General features: G+C 36.0%; 14 protein-coding genes. 6 read left to right on the top strand and 8 right to left on the bottom strand.

Features of this window, described 5'->3' with window-relative positions:
- Window positions 1-21 precede the first annotated feature (21 nt).
- Together tyrS and K5X82_10865 are read left to right on the top strand one after the other, a co-directional pair.
- Window positions 22-1,314 carry a tyrosine--tRNA ligase gene (gene tyrS / locus K5X82_10870; protein ID QZT35801.1) on the top strand — a complete coding sequence of 431 codons (1,293 nt, stop codon included), beginning with the start codon at window positions 22-24 and terminating at the stop codon, window positions 1,312-1,314.
- Window positions 1,315-1,513: 199 nt separating this feature from the next.
- Window positions 1,514-2,074, top strand: a complete 561-nt coding sequence (locus K5X82_10865; protein QZT39120.1) for a GNAT family N-acetyltransferase — start codon at window positions 1,514-1,516, stop codon at window positions 2,072-2,074.
- 118 nt (window positions 2,075-2,192) lie between these two features.
- On the opposite strand, the gene efp is transcribed toward K5X82_10865, so the two are convergent.
- From efp to K5X82_10850, 3 genes are all read right to left on the bottom strand, one after another.
- Complete coding sequence (gene efp / locus K5X82_10860; protein QZT35800.1) at window positions 2,193-2,762, bottom strand: elongation factor P; 570 nt, start codon at window positions 2,760-2,762, stop codon at window positions 2,193-2,195.
- A 38-nt stretch (window positions 2,763-2,800) separates the two neighbouring features.
- On the bottom strand, window positions 2,801-3,502 hold the full coding sequence (gene tsaB, locus K5X82_10855) for a tRNA (adenosine(37)-N6)-threonylcarbamoyltransferase complex dimerization subunit type 1 TsaB (GenBank protein ID QZT35799.1): 702 nt from the start codon (window positions 3,500-3,502) through the stop codon (window positions 2,801-2,803).
- A 98-nt stretch (window positions 3,503-3,600) separates the two neighbouring features.
- Window positions 3,601-4,908 (bottom strand): L-serine ammonia-lyase, iron-sulfur-dependent, subunit alpha, encoded by a 1,308-nt coding sequence (locus K5X82_10850; protein ID QZT35798.1) that lies wholly within the window; start codon window positions 4,906-4,908, stop codon window positions 3,601-3,603.
- Between the two features lie 212 nt (window positions 4,909-5,120).
- Between K5X82_10850 and K5X82_10845 the strand changes: the two genes are divergently transcribed.
- Genes K5X82_10845 through K5X82_10835 form a run of 3 tightly spaced genes read left to right on the top strand, consistent with a single transcriptional unit; the run spans window position 5,121 to window position 7,545 of the window.
- On the top strand, window positions 5,121-5,555 hold the full coding sequence (locus K5X82_10845) for a DUF4296 domain-containing protein (GenBank protein QZT35797.1): 435 nt from the start codon (window positions 5,121-5,123) through the stop codon (window positions 5,553-5,555).
- The gene (locus K5X82_10840) at window positions 5,552-6,739 is read left to right on the top strand and encodes an amidohydrolase family protein (protein ID QZT35796.1); all 1,188 of its coding nucleotides are present in this window, start codon (window positions 5,552-5,554) and stop codon (window positions 6,737-6,739) included. Before K5X82_10845 ends, K5X82_10840 begins: the two co-directional genes overlap by 4 nt.
- Before the next feature lie 20 nt (window positions 6,740-6,759).
- Entirely contained in the window at window positions 6,760-7,545 is a 786-nt protein-coding gene (locus K5X82_10835; GenBank protein ID QZT35795.1) for a radical SAM protein, read from the top strand.
- A gap of 74 nt (window positions 7,546-7,619) precedes the next feature.
- Here the strand turns inward: K5X82_10835 and K5X82_10830 are convergent, their stop codons facing one another.
- The 4 genes from K5X82_10830 to metH form a co-directional block, all read right to left on the bottom strand.
- Entirely contained in the window at window positions 7,620-8,711 is a 1,092-nt protein-coding gene (locus K5X82_10830) for an Mrp/NBP35 family ATP-binding protein (GenBank protein ID QZT35794.1), read from the bottom strand.
- A gap of 755 nt (window positions 8,712-9,466) precedes the next feature.
- The gene (gene metF, locus K5X82_10825; GenBank protein QZT35793.1) at window positions 9,467-10,420 is read right to left on the bottom strand and encodes a methylenetetrahydrofolate reductase [NAD(P)H]; all 954 of its coding nucleotides are present in this window, start codon (window positions 10,418-10,420) and stop codon (window positions 9,467-9,469) included.
- Between the two features lie 53 nt (window positions 10,421-10,473).
- Window positions 10,474-10,629: a hypothetical protein gene (locus K5X82_10820; GenBank protein ID QZT35792.1), complete on the bottom strand. Its 156-nt coding sequence runs from the start codon at window positions 10,627-10,629 to the stop codon at window positions 10,474-10,476.
- The gene (metH, locus tag K5X82_10815) at window positions 10,626-14,261 is read right to left on the bottom strand and encodes a methionine synthase (protein ID QZT35791.1); all 3,636 of its coding nucleotides are present in this window, start codon (window positions 14,259-14,261) and stop codon (window positions 10,626-10,628) included. The genes K5X82_10820 and metH overlap by 4 nt, the downstream gene beginning before the upstream one ends.
- Window positions 14,262-14,740: 479 nt before the next feature.
- On the opposite strand from metH, the gene K5X82_10810 reads away from it, so the two are divergent.
- Entirely contained in the window at window positions 14,741-15,475 is a 735-nt protein-coding gene (locus K5X82_10810) for a HAMP domain-containing histidine kinase (protein QZT35790.1), read from the top strand.
- A 43-nt stretch (window positions 15,476-15,518) separates the two neighbouring features.
- Here K5X82_10810 and K5X82_10805 read toward each other — a convergent pair whose 3' ends face one another.
- Complete coding sequence (locus K5X82_10805) at window positions 15,519-18,071, bottom strand: adenosylcobalamin-dependent ribonucleoside-diphosphate reductase (GenBank protein QZT35789.1); 2,553 nt, start codon at window positions 18,069-18,071, stop codon at window positions 15,519-15,521.
- Window positions 18,072-18,157: the final 86 nt, after the last annotated feature.

Raw genomic sequence — 18,157 nt, 5'->3', positions numbered from 1 at the left:
TGATAAAAGAAATATTATAATATGAATTTTGTAGAAGAGTTAAAATGGAGAGGCATGATTCATGACATCATGCCAGGAACCGAAGAACAACTTAAGAAAGAGATGACTTCTGCTTATGTAGGTATTGACCCTACCGCAGATTCACTACATATAGGACACTTGGTTGGCGTAATGATGTTGAAGCATCTTCAAAATGCAGGTCACCAACCTATTGTGCTCGTTGGAGGTGCAACAGGAATGATCGGGGACCCTTCTATGAAATCACAAGAACGTAATCTTCTTGATGAAACTACGTTGCGTCATAACCAAGATTGTTTGAAGAATCAGTTGTCAAGACTGCTTGATTTTTCTGATGCAAAAGAGAATCAAGCCATCATGGTGAATAACTATGATTGGATGAAAGAGTTTTCGTTCTTGTCATTTATACGAGATATTGGAAAGCATCTTACCGTAAATTATATGATGAGTAAAGATTCTGTAAAAAAACGACTTGACAGTAGTAACAAGTCGGGATTGTCTTTTACCGAATTTACATATCAATTGGTTCAGGGTACAGACTTTCTACACTTATATAGAGAACACAATTGTAAACTTCAGATGGGTGGAAGTGATCAATGGGGAAATATTACGACTGGTACGGAGTTAATCCGTCGTATTGATCGTGGAGAAGCATTTGCGATGACCTGTCCATTGATTACTAAAGCAGATGGAAAGAAGTTTGGAAAAACGGAGAGTGGCAATGTGTGGCTAGATGCAGAGAGAACTACACCATATGCTTTTTACCAGTTTTGGTTAAACACATCGGATGACGATGCTGAGAAGTATATTAAGATCTTTACTATGTTGTCACAAGAGGAGGTAGCATCTATTGTCAGCGAACACCAAGAGGCTCCTCACCGTCGTGTACTTCAACAGCGTTTGGCTAAAGAGGTGACGATTATGGTACACTCAGAAGAGGAGTATGATGCCGCTGTTGAGGCTTCAGCTATTCTATTTGGAAAGGGAACACAAGAGCAACTGCAGAAGTTGGATGAAAGAACTTTCTTGGCAGTATTCGAAGGAGTTCCTCAGTTTAAAGTGTCTGCAGATCTAATCAAAGAAGGTGTAGATGTTGTGTCATTATTGTCGGAACATGCAGAGGTCTTCCCATCAAAAGGGGAACTTCGTCGTAGCATTAAAGGAAATGGGGTAAGTATCAATAAGCAGAAAGTCGCTTCTCCAGAAGTGATCATTGACCCTTCATATCTGATTGCAAATAAATATATCCTTGCACAAAAGGGTAAAAAGAACTACTACTTGATTATTGCTGAGTAAGTAATCATTAATGGACAGTGTCTATTTCATACAATAAATAGACACTGTTTCTTATTCTTGTCTAATTCTTTAAATCTGATTATAATAGATTTAAATCATAGTCACTTCGATTGTTTATACGTGAATTATTTGATCTTGTAGGTATTTCTATTTTGTGTATTGAGTAGTATACTACTTCATTTTGTACCTTATATATCTGATGATTGATGAGGATGCAGATCTTAAGAAATTAAGTGTGATAGTACGAAAAGTAAGTCTGAATGATATTGAAGAGTTGAAAGTAATTGGACAATTAACCTTTCAAGAAACATACGGTTGGTATAATAGTGAAGAAAATATGATAGAGTACTTGGATCAAGAGTTCTCTAGAGAAAAACTAAGAGCACAGCTTCTAAATGAGAATTCGGAATTCTATTTTACAGAATCAGACGATAAAGTAATTGGCTATCTAAAAGTTAATGTTAAAGATGCACAAACTGAAATGAAACTAGATAATGCACTTGAGATTGAAAGAATCTATGTGCTTAAGGAGTATCATGGAAAGAGTGTGGGAAAGATTCTTTACGATAAGGCTATTGAATTGGCACGACAGAAGGAGGTTGAGAGTGTATGGTTAGGTGTTTGGGAGAAGAATCCAAGGGCGATCAAGTTTTACGAAAAGAATGGTTTAACTGTTTTTGACAAACATGTTTTCAAACTTGGAGACGATGAACAGACAGATATTATGATGAAATTGGAAATGAAAAGTTTACAAGGTTAGTACGATCTTATCTATTCATTAGTTCTGGGTAGAAGTATGAATATCCCATATTGTTGTAAAACAAAAAAGACAACCCATATTTGGATTGTCCTTTTAAATATCTTAAACCTAGGAGTGATTACTTCTTTACACGCTCATGGTAAGTTCCATCAGCAGTACTGATTTTGATAGTATCTCCTTCGTTAATGAAAAGAGGAACCATAATCTCAGCACCTGTTTCAATATTTGAACGCTTCAATGCAGTAGAAGATGCCGTATTTCCTTTTTCACTAGGTTCCGCATAAGTCACTAGCATTTCTACATAAGTAGGCAATTCAAGAGTAAGGGGAGTTTCTGTTTCTGCATGGAAGTTTATTTCCACAATCTGTCCCTCTTTAATAAGACCTGGGTTATTTACAAAAGAGTCTTCGATAGATACTTGCTCGAAAGTTTCTGTATGCATGAAATTGAATCCCATGTCATCTTTATATAAGAATTGGTATGGACGACGTTCTACTCTCACTGTGTTTACTTTAACACCAGCATTGAAAGTATTTTCGATTACACGACCTGTCTTGACATTTTTAAGCTTTGTTCTAACAAACGCTGCACCTTTACCTGGTTTCACGTGTTGAAATTGTATGATCTGAAAAAGTTGGCCATTGTACTCAATGCATAAGCCATTTTTAAAATCAGAAGTAGATGCCATCTGTATTAAAATTTATATGGTTATTTATCTAAATAAAATTATTTCCCTAAGATATTCTTTTTTGACTGAGTTGCCACGAAATCTTTCAAGTAGAATGGTTCGAAGTAAGCAACAGATTCAAACTCTTGTTGTTGAAATTTCTTCTCCGCTATAGGTGCGAAATAAGCACTCGATGCTTTAATCTCTTCTGCAAATATTGCATTGGTATGATTTAAAGCTGCTTTGCATTTTTCAACACCATTTCCTACAAAAACAACAGGATGCTGCTCAAGCATATCACGATAGCTCTCCTCGTCAATGATATCTGCATTGATTTGTCGCTGGATGTTGTTCTCTATATCATAAAATGCAGAGAATACTTCCATACGTCGCGCGTCAATAAGTGAAGCATACAGAGTGTTGTTTGTTTTCTCTTCTTGTGATGTTGCTGCATGATTGGCCATTGCTTGTAATGTGCTAATGGATATCAAAGGAATATTCGCTCCATAACAGATACCTTTCGCAGCGGATACACCGATACGTAGTCCAGTATAGCTTCCTGGTCCAGATGAAACTGCAACAGCATCAAGATCTGTGGCCTTGATATCTGCTTCTTTTAAAATATCTTCGATGAAAACTGTTAGTAGATTTGCATGGTTAAGCCCCTCTTTGTTCTCCTTGATGTGTGTTACCACCCCATCTTTAGATAGACAAACAGAACAAATCTCTGTAGCAGTTTCTATATTTAAAATCAATGCCATAATGAGTTATTTTTTGCAAAGATGACAAAAATCTGTCAAAAGTGTATAGCATAGGTAAATAGAAGTTGAGAATAGTTGCCAAATAAAAAGTGTTAATACTATTTACAAATCATCTTCTCAAGTATCATTTTATCTGTCTCTACCATTCCTTGTGATCCAATCTCTGCTACGTTGGCGATAGTTTTTTCTACATCATGATCTATGATACCATCTGTATCTCCAATACAAACATCATCAATAGCAAGTAAGGCTAGCTGTATGGCTTGGTTCACTGCGGCCGATATTTTTAAAGAACAGCCAAGTTTCGCACCATCGCAGATCATTCCTGTTAATCCTCCTGCCATATTCTGGATGGCAGCCTCAATCTGTTTACAGTTGCCACCCATAAGATAGGTGATACCAGCACTAGCTCCTGTTCCAGCAACCATGGCACCACACAGTGCACTTAGTTTGCCAAGTTTCGATTTTATATGGATGGTGACCAGATTGCTTAGAGCTAAGGCTCGAATCATTTTCTCTTCGCTCTTCATCAGTCGCTCAGCGACTGCAACTATGGGTAACATGGCAGTAATTCCTTGGTTTCCTGATCCAGTAGTGGTCATTACAGGCAATGTACAACCTGCCATTCTCGCATCGGAAGCAGCGCATGTTTTACTTTGTGCATAGTTGATCAGACCAGGAGATAGAATCCCTTTTTCTACATTTTCCATGACTTTTTTACCAACTTGTAATCCATAGCTGTGTGTTAAACCTTCTTTAGATACTGCCAAGTTCATCTCTACAGCTTCTTTAAGAAACTCTAGTTCTTCAATATCTGCAGAGATAGTGAATTTGAGAATTCGTTTTATGGTAAGAGGTGGCATCTTATCATCATCTGATGGGTTGTGATCGTCTGCTTCATCTCCTGCATGTATAGAAATAACCTCTCCATTGACTTTTAATTCGAAGAAAGAGGTGTGTTCTTTTTTGATGATTGCAGTTGCTGTTTGCTCCCCCTTTTGGCACAGGCATTCGATATATAGCATTTCAGATGTCTCTTTCTGCTCTACGGTTACATTTTGACCTTTTACGAATGTTTTTGCCGCTTCCACTTCTTCCTCTGTGGCATCAGCAAGTACTTCTAGTTTCTTTTCTGAGTTTCCGCCAAATGCACCCATTGCCGCTGCAATAGGTATTCCTCTCATTCCTGTTCCAGGAATACCAACCCCCATGGCATTCTTAAGAATATTTCGACTAACTCTTATCGTGATGTGAGTTGGTTTACAATCAAGAAGTTCTGTTGCTTTTGCGGCAGCTAAGGCTACTGCAATAGGTTCAGTACATCCCATTGCTGGTGCTACCTCTGATTTAAGGAGCTCTAATATTTGATGTTGATAATGCTTGTCCATATGAAATAGTTGAGTCATCGTATTTCTTCAAAAATATATAAAGACAATAGAATTAAGGTTGTGTTTTCTCACTATTATATCTTATTTAGAGTCAATTAACAGGGTAATTAACCTATTGTTCATAACAATAGCTAGCATGGGTTGTATTTGTTTTATGATGAAGATGGGTGTATCTTTGTTTTACAATTTATGACAACATTGTATAGCATTTGATTTAAATAATTCACAATATGCATCTAAAGAAAAGTATTATTGTAGCGCTTCTGATATCCATAATGGTGTCTTGTAAGGATAAAACTCCTGAAGGAATTCTTTCTCCTAAAGAGATGGAAGATGTATTGGTTGATATTCATATCGCGAATGGCCTTTATAACTCTAAATATGATCTCAAGTTAAATTACGACAATTTTGATGACGATCTTTATTTATCTGTCCTCAAAAAGCATCAGGTGTCGGATTCAACTGTTGTTGAATCGATGTTCTATTATAGCGAGCAGCCAGAGCTTTTAAATCAAATATATAGTCAGGTGATGAACGATCTTAAGGTGAGAAATGAATCTATTATCAATAAGATCAAAGAGATGCCTGATTCGGTTAAGAATGAGATCGATATGGGAATTGATGAAGAGCGTGAATTGGAATTGACAAGGGAGGTTAAACAATGAGACGATTATCGGCACACTTCATTTTCTTAGGAGATGGACGTATTTTGGAAAAAGGAGTCATTACATGTGATGATCAAGGTACTATTATAAATATTGAGGATAATAAGGGCCAATTGAGAGAGGCTGCTAACATTGAGTTTTATAATGGTATACTTATGCCTGGCATGGTAAATGCACATTGTCATCTTGAACTTTCAGATACAAAAGGAGCTATTCCTAGAAACACTACTTTACCTGGGTTTATACGGCACATAATTAACCTTGAACGTGATTCGTTGAGTACGAGAGATGCTAAAGCAAGAGTCGCAGATAGAGTTATGTTCGATGCTGGTATTTCTGTGATTGGAGATATCTCTAATGGGATTGAAAGCTTCGAGGTTAAGAGAAATAGTAAAATCTTATATCATACTTTTGTGGAGGCACTAGGGATGGATGAACAGAGAGCTTCTGCATCTTTTGAGTCTGTCAAGATGGTTTATAATGAAGCCATAAAAAAGGGACTAAACGCATCTATTGTTCCTCATGCCCCATATTCTGTATCAAGGTTACTGATGTCTAAAATAGATCTTTTTGATAAGAATTCAATTATAAGTATTCATAACCAAGAGTCTGCTTCAGAGAATCAGCTATTTCTTTCAGGAGATGGTAATATGGCTGTTCATTTAAGTGATAATATTGGTTTGAATATGAAGGAATTTACCCCTTTAAATCAAACAAGTATTCATTACCACGGTTCGTTAATTTCAGATACCCACCCTCTGCTTTTGATTCACAATACAGATATGAATTCAGCGGATATAGATTTTATTGTTGATAAACATGGTATGAAGAATCTGGCTTTGGTATTATGTCCTAAGTCGAATCTGTATATTGAGAACAACTTGCCAGATATCAACATGTTTATGGAGAAAAATATGTTATTGGCGTTAGGTACGGATAGCTTGGCATCGAACGATACGTTATCTTTGGTTGAAGAGATGAAGATTATTCAGAACAACTTTCCTAATATCACGTTAAATAGTTTGATTGAGATGGCTACAATTAATGGAGCTATGGCATTACAACAAGACGAAACTTATGGCTCGATAGAGGTTGGCAAACGACCTGGAATCGTTCATTTGAAATCTGTTGATCTTAAAAATATTAGATTGACAGAAAATAGTAGTAGTGTGAGAATTATTTGACTTTTTAATTGAAAAATAATATGGCAACTTTCCTGTTTGATAAGACTATTTTTGGTCCTATAAAGAGTCGTCGTTTAGGCATCTCTTTAGGGGTTAATTTGCTGCCAAATGATCAAAAACTTTGTTCGTTTGACTGTATCTATTGTGAGTGTGGATGGAACCCTAAAGAGAGGTTGACTAAACCTGTTATTCCTACCTCAGATGAGGTGAAAGAGCTTTTAGAGAAGCAACTTCTGAAAATGAGTGATGATGGAGAACTTCCTGATGTGATAACTTTTGCTGGAAATGGAGAGCCAACACTTCACCCTCAGTTTAAGAAAGTAATTGAAGATACGATAGCTTTAAGAGATAAATACTGTCCAAAAGCAAAAGTAGCTGTACTTACAAATAGTACTACAAGTCATCGTAAAGATGTTGTTGAAGCACTAAAGATGGTGGATGACAATATCATGAAACTTGATGGAGGTACTGAAGAGATTATACAGGCTATCGATCAGCCTGTAGGTAAATTCGATATCAAAGAGACTATTGAAGTATTAAAGCAATTCAATGGTGATCTAATTATTCAGACTCTATTCATGAGAGGTGAGTTTGAGGGAGAGTCTGTAGATAATACAAGTATAGAAGAGGTGGATGCTTGGATTGAATGTGTAAAAGAGATTCATCCCCGACAGGTAATGATATACTCTTTGGATCGAGATACTCCTGCTCAAGGATTGATCAAAGTAGAGAAAGATGATTTAGAGAAAATTGCAACTTATAGTAGAACAAAATTAGATGATGATATACTAATAACTGTTAGTTAGTTTGATTCCTGAGATAACAACCATAAAGGCACCTCGCTATTAGATAGAGGTGCCTTTATCATTTTAAGAGTCAACTACTTTCTCTCTGTTTTTACTTTCGTAGTTTCAGGTCTAAATTTATTACGTAAAGATACCTGATGAATTAAGTTGGTTGCAACATCTTGGAATGCTGATGCAATAGGTGAAGAATCTCTCTCTGCAATAGGTTCTCCTTTATCTCCACCTTCACGTATCCCTTGTACAATTGGAATTTCACCTAGGAATGGTATTTTAAGTTCAGAGGCTGTCTTTTTTCCTCCATCTTTACCAAAGATGTAATATTTATTTTCAGGAAGTTCTTCAGGTGTGAACCAAGCCATATTTTCAACTAGTCCCACAACAGGAACATCAATAGATTTGGATGTAAACATATTTACTCCTTTTATGACATCAGCAAGAGCAACATCCTGAGGTGTTGTTACGATGACAGCACCAGTTACAGCTACGGTTTGCACTAATGATAGGTGTATATCTGAAGTTCCTGGAGGAAGGTCTATAAGAAGATAATCAAGTGCACCCCAATCTCCTTCTTTGATTAGTTGCTTTAAAGCATTAGAAGCCATTGGCCCTCTCCAAACTGTCGCTTCATTTTTGTTTACAAAGAAGCCAATTGAAAGAAGTTTGACTCCATATCTTTCAATAGGAACAATAAGCTCTCTTCCATCTACGACATTAGCAACAGGACGTGCATCTTCACATCCGAACATTTTTGGGATAGAGGGGCCAAAAATATCTGCATCAATCAATCCAACTGTCTTTCCTTGTTTGGCAAGAGCAACTGCTAAGTTTGATGCTACCGTAGATTTTCCCACCCCACCTTTACCTGAAGAGATTGCAAGAATATTTTCTACATTTGGTAATACTGGCGTTTCCATGCGATGCATTGCCTTAGGTGTAATCTTAATCTCATAACCTTCACCTAATGATTTTTCTATTGCTTCTCCACAAGCTTGACCAATGGTTTGGATATGAGGGTCATTGTCTCTTTGAAATACAAGAGTGAAAGAAATACGGTTTCCTGCAATTCGTATTTCTTGAACCATGTCCATCTGTACGATATTCTCTTTTTGTTCAGGATATGAAACCTGAGAAAGTATCGTTGTGATATCTTTAGGTGTAACAGCCATAATATGATTTTTTTTCTGAAGTAATCGGACCAAAGTATCTTTGTGAGCCATCGCTTCAAAGAACGTTATACAGTTACAAAGATAGAATAAAAGAGGGAAAAGTCTTTCTTGTTGTTAGAGTATATTTGACTACGAAGTAGATTGAAACCGTAGTGCTAAATTAAGTAGTGTTAAACGATGTAAATATTAAGTTGGAAAAGAGTAAGAATAGAATGTACTCATAAATGATTACGTTAACATATTTTGAGTAAAACAGTTCAAGTATATATTCTCAATTAATATCATATAATAATACTAGAAAATAATAATATATTGAATTGTTAAGTAGTAGGTGTGTAGATATAATAATTTATAGAGTTGTCTAACGCATTAAAAATAAAAAAGGGAGACAATAACTTGTCTCCCCACCCCTTAGAAACGCAATGCTTAATTTTGAACACTTTTCATATATTAATACTTATAATAGTAAAAGGTACCCATGTGAAAAGAAAAAAAATAAAAGGAAAATATGTATTTTTTGCAATCGGTTGATTATTAAGATGAAAAAAATCTACGAACATTGAAATAAAACAATAGTTCGTAGATCTAAGGGTGTGGGTGATAAGTGTATTTACATCAATAGTCCTTTTTGTCAAAACAACAAATGATGATCTACTACTCTTTTTTGAATTTGAAAAGTATTCACTATTGTTAGTTGACATGTAGGTATATTTAATTACACGCATTTGTTTTTATTAACAATCAATGTGTTTTATTTAGAAAATAGTTTTAAGTATCTCTTTGGTATTATCAGCCAATCCATATGTATAAAGGTGTAGTGATGGAACTTTCTTTTCAATCAATTCTTTGGCTTGATGTATTGCCCACTCCGTACCCACTTGTAACGCATCATCGTTTGATTTACAGTGTTGTAGTTCTTTAGAAAGCTCTTCAGGAAGATCTAAACTAAAAATACGTGGAATCAGAGAGAAGTGAATCTTTTTAGAAAGAGGCTTTATTCCTGGAATAATAGGTACATTGATTCCTATATTTCTACATTTTTCTACAAATTCAAAATATTTCTTGTTGTCAAAAAACATCTGTGTTACAATGTAATCAGCACCTGCATCTACTTTTTTCTTTACATTTTCTAAATCGAAATTAAGGTTTGGTGCTTCAAAATGCTTTTCTGGATAACCTGCTACGCCAATACAAAAATCAAGAGGCGTTTTATTCTTTAGATCAGGGTCTAAGTATTTTCCATTTCGAATGTCTGCAATCTGTTTTACGAGGTCAACAGCATAATTATGTCCATCCTCTTGTGGCTTAAATAGGTTCTCTGTTCTTAAACTATCACCTCTTAATGCGAGTATGTTTTTGATGCCAAGAAAGTTGAGATCCAGAAGCATATTCTCTGTTTCTTCTTTTGAGTAGCCAGCACATAGTACATGAGGAACAACGGGAACATTGAATTTATGCTGTAGTGCAGCAGCGATGGCTACTGTGCCTGGTCGTTTACGAACGGTCCTTTTTTGGAACACACCATCTGAGAGCTCTTTGAACTCTATCTCATCACGATGTGTTGTAAGATTAATATACTGAGGATTGAATTCCATTAACTCTTCGATAGTTCGATAGAGTTTAGATGCATCTTGCCCCTTTAAAGGAGGCAAGAGTTCAAATGAGAATAGTGTTTTTTTACTTTGATTTATCTTTTCTATTACTTTCATCTTTTGCAAATAATTGATTTGATATCAAAGCTATCGGATCTTCTATGTACTGTTTATTTGAAAAGAGACTTTAAATCTTTTGAAGCTTTATTGATCTCTTTCTCAACTTTAGATATTGGATTATTAAAATGAAATAAATAGTCCAATGTGTACATTGTACATATACCTAGAAGGAATGCAATAGCTAATTTCTTTGTTTCGTTTTTCATTTGTAATTTATGTTTGTTGATAAAAATTTCTCCGTATCAAATAAACATAAATTCTTCTGTTTTCCATAATATTCTACTTGATCCTTCTCGATATTTCCTAGTGAGAAATATTTTGATTCAGGATGTGCAAAATAGAGGCCACTGACTGATGCTTTGGGGTACATTACGAAATTATCCGTTAGACTTATACCTGTATGCTTCTCGACTTCTAATTGTTTGAAAAGAGTTGTCTTTTCAGAGTGTTCAGGACATGCTGGATATCCAATAGCAGGTCTAATTCCTTGATACTTCGCTTGATGAATCTCTTTCATGGAGAGGGATTCATTGGGAGCATATCCCCAAATTTCAGTACGAACTTTATAATGTACATACTCAGCAAGTGCTTCAGCTAGTCTATCTGTTAATGTCTCTAGTAAAATAGCGTTATAGTCATCATTATCGTCTTTATATTTATTACAGAGTTCATCTATTCCTGTTCCTGTTGTCACAGCGAAAGCCCCGATATAATCAATGGTATCCTTGATAACGAAGTCTGCTAAGCTTAAGTTTATACCATCTTCTCCTATATCGTGCTGTTGTCTTAAGAAATAGAAGGTATTCTCAGTATTTTTATTTTTAGGATGTAAAAGGTCGATATGGTTTCCTTGATTTATTGCGGGCCATATCCCAACTACTGCTTTCGGTTGAATCCATTGTTGACTATTGATCTGTTCCAGCATCTCAAGGGCATCGTGATAAAGTTTCGTTGCCTCTACCCCTCGTTCAGGATGTTCTAGAATTGAAGGAAAATGTCCCTTTAATCCCCATGCGTGAAAGAAGAAACTCCAATCGATATATGGGAAGAGGGTTGCTACTTTGATATCGTTTAATGGTGTTATACCAATACGATTGGGGGTATATTGACTCTTTGTGTCCACGCTTAAGGCTCTTGTGTTAGCCTTTTCGAATGAGATATATTTCTTCGATTTATTTTGATAACGTGTTCTTACTGCTTCATACTCATTTCTTATATCTGCAAAGAGATCTTTATCGTTCGCGACGATTTTTTTAGCTACAGGTACTGTTTGAGATGCATCTTTAGTATAGATAACAGGTGCACTATAGTGTGGTGCAATCTTAACTGCAGTATGTATTTTAGAAGTGGTAGCACCACCAATAAGGACAGGAAATGTAAGTCCTTTACGTTCTAATTCAGACACTACATGGATCATTTCATCTAAAGATGGTGTAATTAACCCACTCAGACCAATCATATCTACCTGATGTTTAATGGCATTGGATATAATATCTTCGGCCTTAACCATTACACCTAAGTCGATGACATCGAAATTATTACAAGATAGTACAACTCCTACAATATTTTTACCAATATCGTGAACATCTCCTTTTACTGTTGCAAGAAGTACTTTTGGCTTAGAGGTCTTTTTCTGTTTCTGTTGTGCTTGTTCTTCTTGGATAAAAGGAGTTAGCCAAGCTACTGCTTTTTTCATCACACGTGCAGATTTGATCACCTGTGGTAAGAACATTTTTCCAGAGCCAAAAAGATCACCTACTCTGTTCATTCCATCCATTAAAGGACCTTCGATGATTCCTAGCTTAGAAGGATATTGATCTGCAATTTCTTCTAAGTCTTCGATTATATAGTCGGTGATTCCTTTTACCAAAGCATAAGTTAATCTTTCGGCTAAAGGCTTCTCTCTCCAAACTTCTTTAACAATTTCACTCTTTCCTGTTTCTTGAATGGTTTGGGCATAGGTAATAAGGTTCTCAGTCGCATTATTGTGGCGATTCAGAATCAGATCTTCTACTTTATCGAGTAGCTCTTTGGGTATGTCATCGTAGATTTGAAGCATACTTGGGTTGACTATTCCCATATCCATTCCTGCATGAATGGCATGAAAAAGAAAAGCTGAATGAATAGCCTCTCTGACAACATTATTGCCTCTAAAAGAGAAAGAAATATTTGAGACACCTCCACTTACTTTTGCGTAAGGTAGATTCTTTTTAATCCAAGATACTGTTTGAATGAAGTCCATTGCATAATTATCATGCTCTTCCATTCCTGTACCAATAGTTAAGATATTAGGGTCAAAAATGATATCCTCTGGAGGGAACCCTATTTGGTTTACAAGAATGTTATAGGCACGTTCGCAAATCTCAATTTTTCGATCATAGGTGGTTGCTTGTCCCTCTTCATCAAATGCCATAACCACAACAGCTGCACCATAATATCTTATTGTCGTGGCATGCTGGATAAACTCTTCTTCACCCTCTTTTAAGGAAATAGAATTTACAATACCTTTTCCTTGAATGCATTGCAGACCAGCCTCAATCACTTCCCACTTAGAGGAATCAACCATGATAGGCAACCTTGCAATCTCAGGTTCTGTCATCATTAAATTGAGGAAATATGTCATTTCATCTACTCCATCTAGCATCGCATCATCTAAGTTAATATCGATAATTTGTGCACCCCCTTCCACTTGGTTTCTTGCAATAGATAATGCTTCCTCATATTTCTTTTCTCGGATAAGTCTTGCAAATTTACGTGACCCTGCCACATTAGTCCTCTCACCAATATTCACAAAGTTCGTAGAAGCATCAATGGTAAGGGTTTCAAGCCCTGATAGTTTTAGAATATGCTTTTGTCTCTTTGGTTGATGTGGTGGTTTGTTTTTGCATAGAGCTGAAATCGCATGGATATGTTCGGGTGTGGTACCACAACATCCTCCAACAATATTGACCAGTTCTTGATCAATAAATGGCATCAACTGCCTTCTCATTTCAGAAGGTGTTTCATCATACTCTCCCAACTCATTAGGAAGACCTGCATTTGGATAAACAATCAGGGGGGCAGATGATATTTTTGAAAGTTCACTGATATAGGGAAGCAGTGCTTCTGCCCCAAAAGAACAGTTTAAGCCAATTGCAAGGATAGGGTGATGTTGCAATGATGTTACAAAGGCTTCTATGTTTTGCCCTGATAACGTTCGACCAGAAGCGTCTGTAACAGTTCCAGAGACAATGATTGGAAGTGTCGTATTTTTATACTCCTGAGCATATCTTATGGCATGTAATGCTGCTTTTGCATTTAAGGTGTCAAAAATAGTCTCCACAATAAATAGGTCAATCCCACCTTCAATTAGTGCAACCGCTTGTTCAAAATATACGTCTTTTAGCTCATTATAAGTGATAGCTCTATATGCCGGATCATTTACATCGGGAGACATAGATAAGGTCTTGTTCGTTGGACCTATTGCACCAGCTACAAATTTATTCTGCTCTCCACAATCTGCAATGGCAGCTTTTGCAACTTTTACAGCAGAAATGTTGATTTCACGAACATAATCCTCTAAATCGTAATCTTGTTGGGAAATACGATTTGCATTGAATGTATTGGTCTCAATAATATCTGCACCAGATAGTAAGAAAGAGGTGTGGATTTGTTGTATTACCTGAGGTTGTGTTATGTTGAGAATATCATTATTCCCTTTTATTGATTGAGATATATTTTTGAGCTTATCACCTCTAAAACTTTCTTCGTCAAGGTTGTATCGTTGAATCATAGTTCCCATTGCTCCGTCAAGTATGAGTATACGATTCCGCAATAGCTGATCTATTGTTGCCTTCATATTATGTGTATGGTTCTAATGTTTACGGTGTAGATAAGCAGACATACCTTAAGTTAAAGATTGTCATTAGCTATCTGAATGTTTCAATGGAAGCTTCTTGAGCTTAGAATGGAGGGTGTAGTAATCTAGCGCATGCAGCGCATACGTGTGTTTGAAGAGTTATTGTGTTTCGAAAGAAATCGTATGATTAGATATCTTTTCATGATGAGTTTTTTTTTCTTCGATTTTGATTGATTACAATAATAATGGATAATGTTTTAATTTGCAATGAATTTATATGAAATAGTATTAAATGGATAAATATTAACTGTAAGGTAATATTGGGGTATTTATTCGTTATATTAGTACTATAACATATTATGCTTTGTGTTTTTCATTTGTAATGATAAAGTGACTTTAATACCGTTGTTTTTATGTGGAACTTAAATTATATTCTCTTATTACTTAATCTCGTCGTTCTCAGTATTGTTATCTGTAAGATGGTGAAAAAGAAGAGAAGGTTAAAAGAGATTGAGCAGAGAGGCAATACGTTTGTCGAAGATATTACATCAGTTATTAGCCATGATATTCGAACTCCTATTTCATCGCTTAATTCTATTATTGAATTCTTAGAAGATGAATCTCTGTCAAGTGATGATAGGCGTGAAATTCTCTCTCGTATGAAAGAGACTACTTCTGGAATTGAATTTTTAGTTCATGATATACTAAATTGGATTAACCTTTCTAAAGGAGAAGTGAAATATAGTCCACAGAGTGTCGACTTAGTGGATGAGCTAGAGTCAAGCATAGAGAGGTTTCGAGCTTTTATTCCTCTAGATAAAGATATAGAGATATTGTTTAATTCTAAACTTGATAAACTTCCTGTAAATGTAGATATGAAGATGTTAAGAACTGTGTTTCGAAATATCACTATGAATACATTTAGATATCTTCCGAAACAAGGGGTGGTTCATTGTAACTTAAAGTCTATTGAAGAACATGTGGAAATTGAGATTTGTGACAACGGATGTGGAATGAGTCCAAAACAGATCGAGTTATTGATGAAAAAAAAGAAGCAAGCTAGCTACATTGAATCGTTAGATCAAGGTGTCGGTATAGGACTGCAGATATGTATGAGTTTTATGGATATAATGAAGGGAGAGTTAAAGGTTGATTCAAAGCAAGGAATAGGAACAACTTTTACAATTATACTAGATAAAAACAATGGGCAGTAATTTAGTTACTGCCCATTTGCTTTCTACTTTTATATTAAGATGGTTATCCACATTTAGATGAACCACAATCTTTACAAATAAGACACCCTTCTTGATAAATTACATTGGTTGAGTTACAAGAAGTACACGTTGCTCCTGATTTCGTTCCATTAGGGATATATTTTTTAAGGGCACGAGAGACTCCAACTTTCCATGAATTAATCGTTTCATTATCAAATTGAAGACTAGATACAAGATCTACAACATTCGTAATTGGCATACCATGACGTAGGACACTAGAGATCAGTTTGGCATAGTTCCAAAATTCTGGATTGAACTTATGAGATAGTCCCTCAATAGTTGTTTTGATTCCACGCTTGTTTGAATATTGGAAATCATAACGACTATTTCCTTCTTCATCTTTGTTCTTAATAATCAAACCTGTCGTTACTGCACGTGGAATTAATAGACCATCTTCATCATCAAGAAGTCCTGTGAAGATCTCGTAAGGAACATCGTTAATAAGTCCAATAAATGCAATCCATTTCTCTTTATTGTTTTGGAAACGAACGACATCTGCAACTAATTCTGTCGGTCTCTGAGTTGGTTTATCAACAACTTTTTTCTCTTTCTTGGTTGCTGAAACTAAAACCCCAGAACGTGATCCATCACGATATACTGTAATCCCTTTACATCCATACTCCCATGCTGTGAAGTATAGTTTACTTACAAGATCTTCTGATACGTCAGATGGAAGGTTAATCGTAACGGATATAGAGTGGTCAACATACTTTTGAATAAGTCCTTGCATGCGCACTTTCTCTAACCAATCTACATCATTAGATGTCGCTTGGTGATAAGGTGATTTTGCAATAAGATCTTCTAACTCTTCATTGCTATATCTCTTGGTGTTATCCATATTGTTGATTCTCATCCATTCAAGGAACTTGTGATGGAATACGATATACTCTTCGAAAGAGTCTCCTACCTCATCAACAAAATCAATATGAACATTTTTATCATTCGGATTTACTTTTCTACGACGTTTGTAAACAGGCATAAACACTGGTTCAATACCCGATGTCGTCTGTGTCATCAAACTAGTTGTTCCTGTAGGAGCTATTGTTAGTAATGCAATGTTACGACGACCGTATTTATCTAGGTTTGCCGCAAACTCCTTTGATTCACTCTTTAGTCGTTGTATAAAAGGATTCTGAAGTTCTCTTTTTGCATCATATATTGAAAAAGCACCTCTCTCTTTGGCTAGCTCTGTAGATCCTACATATGCATTTATTGCCAAGGTTCTTTGAACTTCAACTGCAAAATCTGTTGCATCTTCAGAGCCATACTTAAGACCGAGTGCTGCAAGCATATCACCTTCTGCTGTGATACCAACTCCTGTACGTCTTCCTTCTTCAGCTTTACGCTTAATATTTGCCCATAAGTTTCTCTCAGTCCTTTTAACCTCTTCCCCTTCTGGGTCATTGTCAATCTTGCTTATAATAGCATCGATTTTTTCCAATTCAAGGTCAATGATATCATCCATGATACGCTGTGCATATTTTACATGTTGCGCAAAAAGGTCAAAATCAAATTTAGCCTCTGTAGTAAATGGACTCTGAACATATGAATACAGGTTCAGTGCAAGAAGTCTACAACTATCATATGGACATAATGGAATTTCACCACATGGATTAGTCGAAACGGTCTTGTATCCTAAGTCACTGTAACAGTCTGGAACTGATTCTCTTGTTATTGTATCCCAAAAAAGAATTCCCGGTTCTGCCGACTTCCATGCATTGTGAACAATCTTATTCCACAAGTCTTTAGCATTGGTACTCTTTGTAAATGATGGTTGCTTTGATTCAACAGGATACTGTTGTGTGTAAGGCACATCATTTTTTACTGCATTCATAAAATCATCATGGATCTTAACCGAAACATTGGCTCCAGTAATACGCCCTTCTGTCATCTTTGCATCAATAAAACTTTCCGAATCTGGATGCTTCACTGATACAGACAACATTAATGCACCACGTCTTCCATCTTGTGCAACCTCTCTTGTAGAATTTGAAAATCTTTCCATAAAAGGAACAATTCCTGTAGATGTCAGTGCTGAATTCTTAACTGGAGACCCTGCCGGACGAATATGAGAAAGATCATGACCTACACCACCACGACGCTTCATAAGCTGTACTTGCTCTTGATCTACTTTCATGATACCTCCATAAGAATCCGAAGGGCCACTTTCACCAATTACAAAACAGTTTGAAAGAGAAGCAATTTGGAAATCGTTGCCAATTCCAGTCATTGGTCCTCCTTGTGGTACCAAATACTTGAAATCTTTAAAAAGGTCAAATATATTTTCCTCTGTTAGAGGGTTACAATATTTGTTTTCAACTCTAGCTACTTCTTTCGCTAGGCGTTTATGCATATCATTTGGATTTTGCTCGTAGATGTTTCCAAATGAATCTTTTAGAGCATATTTATTAACCCATACTCTAGCAGCAAGGTCATCTCCTTTAAAATATTCTAGCGACGATTGAAATGCTTCCTCGTTCGTGTAAGTTTTTTTAGACGTCATAGCTTCTTTTACGTCAATGTCTCTCAATTCCATGATGAATAGTTAAAAATGTTGACATTTCTGCAACAAAGAAAAGTGATAAGATTAAGCTTTTCTGAATTTGCGTTGCAAGGTACATT

This window comes from Prolixibacteraceae bacterium (assembly GCA_019856515.1).
Taxonomy (GTDB): Bacteria; Bacteroidota; Bacteroidia; order Bacteroidales; family Prolixibacteraceae; genus Halosquirtibacter; species Halosquirtibacter xylanolyticus.
Note: the sequence above shows the minus strand (reverse complement) of the source record. Positions and strands in the feature narration are given on the sequence as shown.

Coding starts and splice junctions, on each gene's coding strand:
- metF (QZT35793.1), bottom strand. CDS start 10,420: ATGAAAGTAATAGAAAAGATAAATCAAAGTAAAAAAACACTATTCTCA.
- K5X82_10830 (QZT35794.1), bottom strand. CDS start 8,711: ATGGCTGTTACACCTAAAGATATCACAACGATACTTTCTCAGGTTTCA.
- tsaB (QZT35799.1), bottom strand. CDS start 3,502: ATGGCATTGATTTTAAATATAGAAACTGCTACAGAGATTTGTTCTGTT.
- efp (QZT35800.1), bottom strand. CDS start 2,762: ATGGCATCTACTTCTGATTTTAAAAATGGCTTATGCATTGAGTACAAT.
- K5X82_10810 (QZT35790.1), top strand. CDS start 14,741: ATGGTGAAAAAGAAGAGAAGGTTAAAAGAGATTGAGCAGAGAGGCAAT.
- K5X82_10865 (QZT39120.1), top strand. CDS start 1,514: ATGATTGATGAGGATGCAGATCTTAAGAAATTAAGTGTGATAGTACGA.
- K5X82_10850 (QZT35798.1), bottom strand. CDS start 4,908: ATGACTCAACTATTTCATATGGACAAGCATTATCAACATCAAATATTA.
- metH (QZT35791.1), bottom strand. CDS start 14,261: ATGAAGGCAACAATAGATCAGCTATTGCGGAATCGTATACTCATACTT.
- K5X82_10845 (QZT35797.1), top strand. CDS start 5,121: ATGCATCTAAAGAAAAGTATTATTGTAGCGCTTCTGATATCCATAATG.
- K5X82_10805 (QZT35789.1), bottom strand. CDS start 18,071: ATGGAATTGAGAGACATTGACGTAAAAGAAGCTATGACGTCTAAAAAA.
- tyrS (QZT35801.1), top strand. CDS start 22: ATGAATTTTGTAGAAGAGTTAAAATGGAGAGGCATGATTCATGACATC.
- K5X82_10820 (QZT35792.1), bottom strand. CDS start 10,629: ATGAAAAACGAAACAAAGAAATTAGCTATTGCATTCCTTCTAGGTATA.
- K5X82_10835 (QZT35795.1), top strand. CDS start 6,760: ATGGCAACTTTCCTGTTTGATAAGACTATTTTTGGTCCTATAAAGAGT.
- K5X82_10840 (QZT35796.1), top strand. CDS start 5,552: ATGAGACGATTATCGGCACACTTCATTTTCTTAGGAGATGGACGTATT.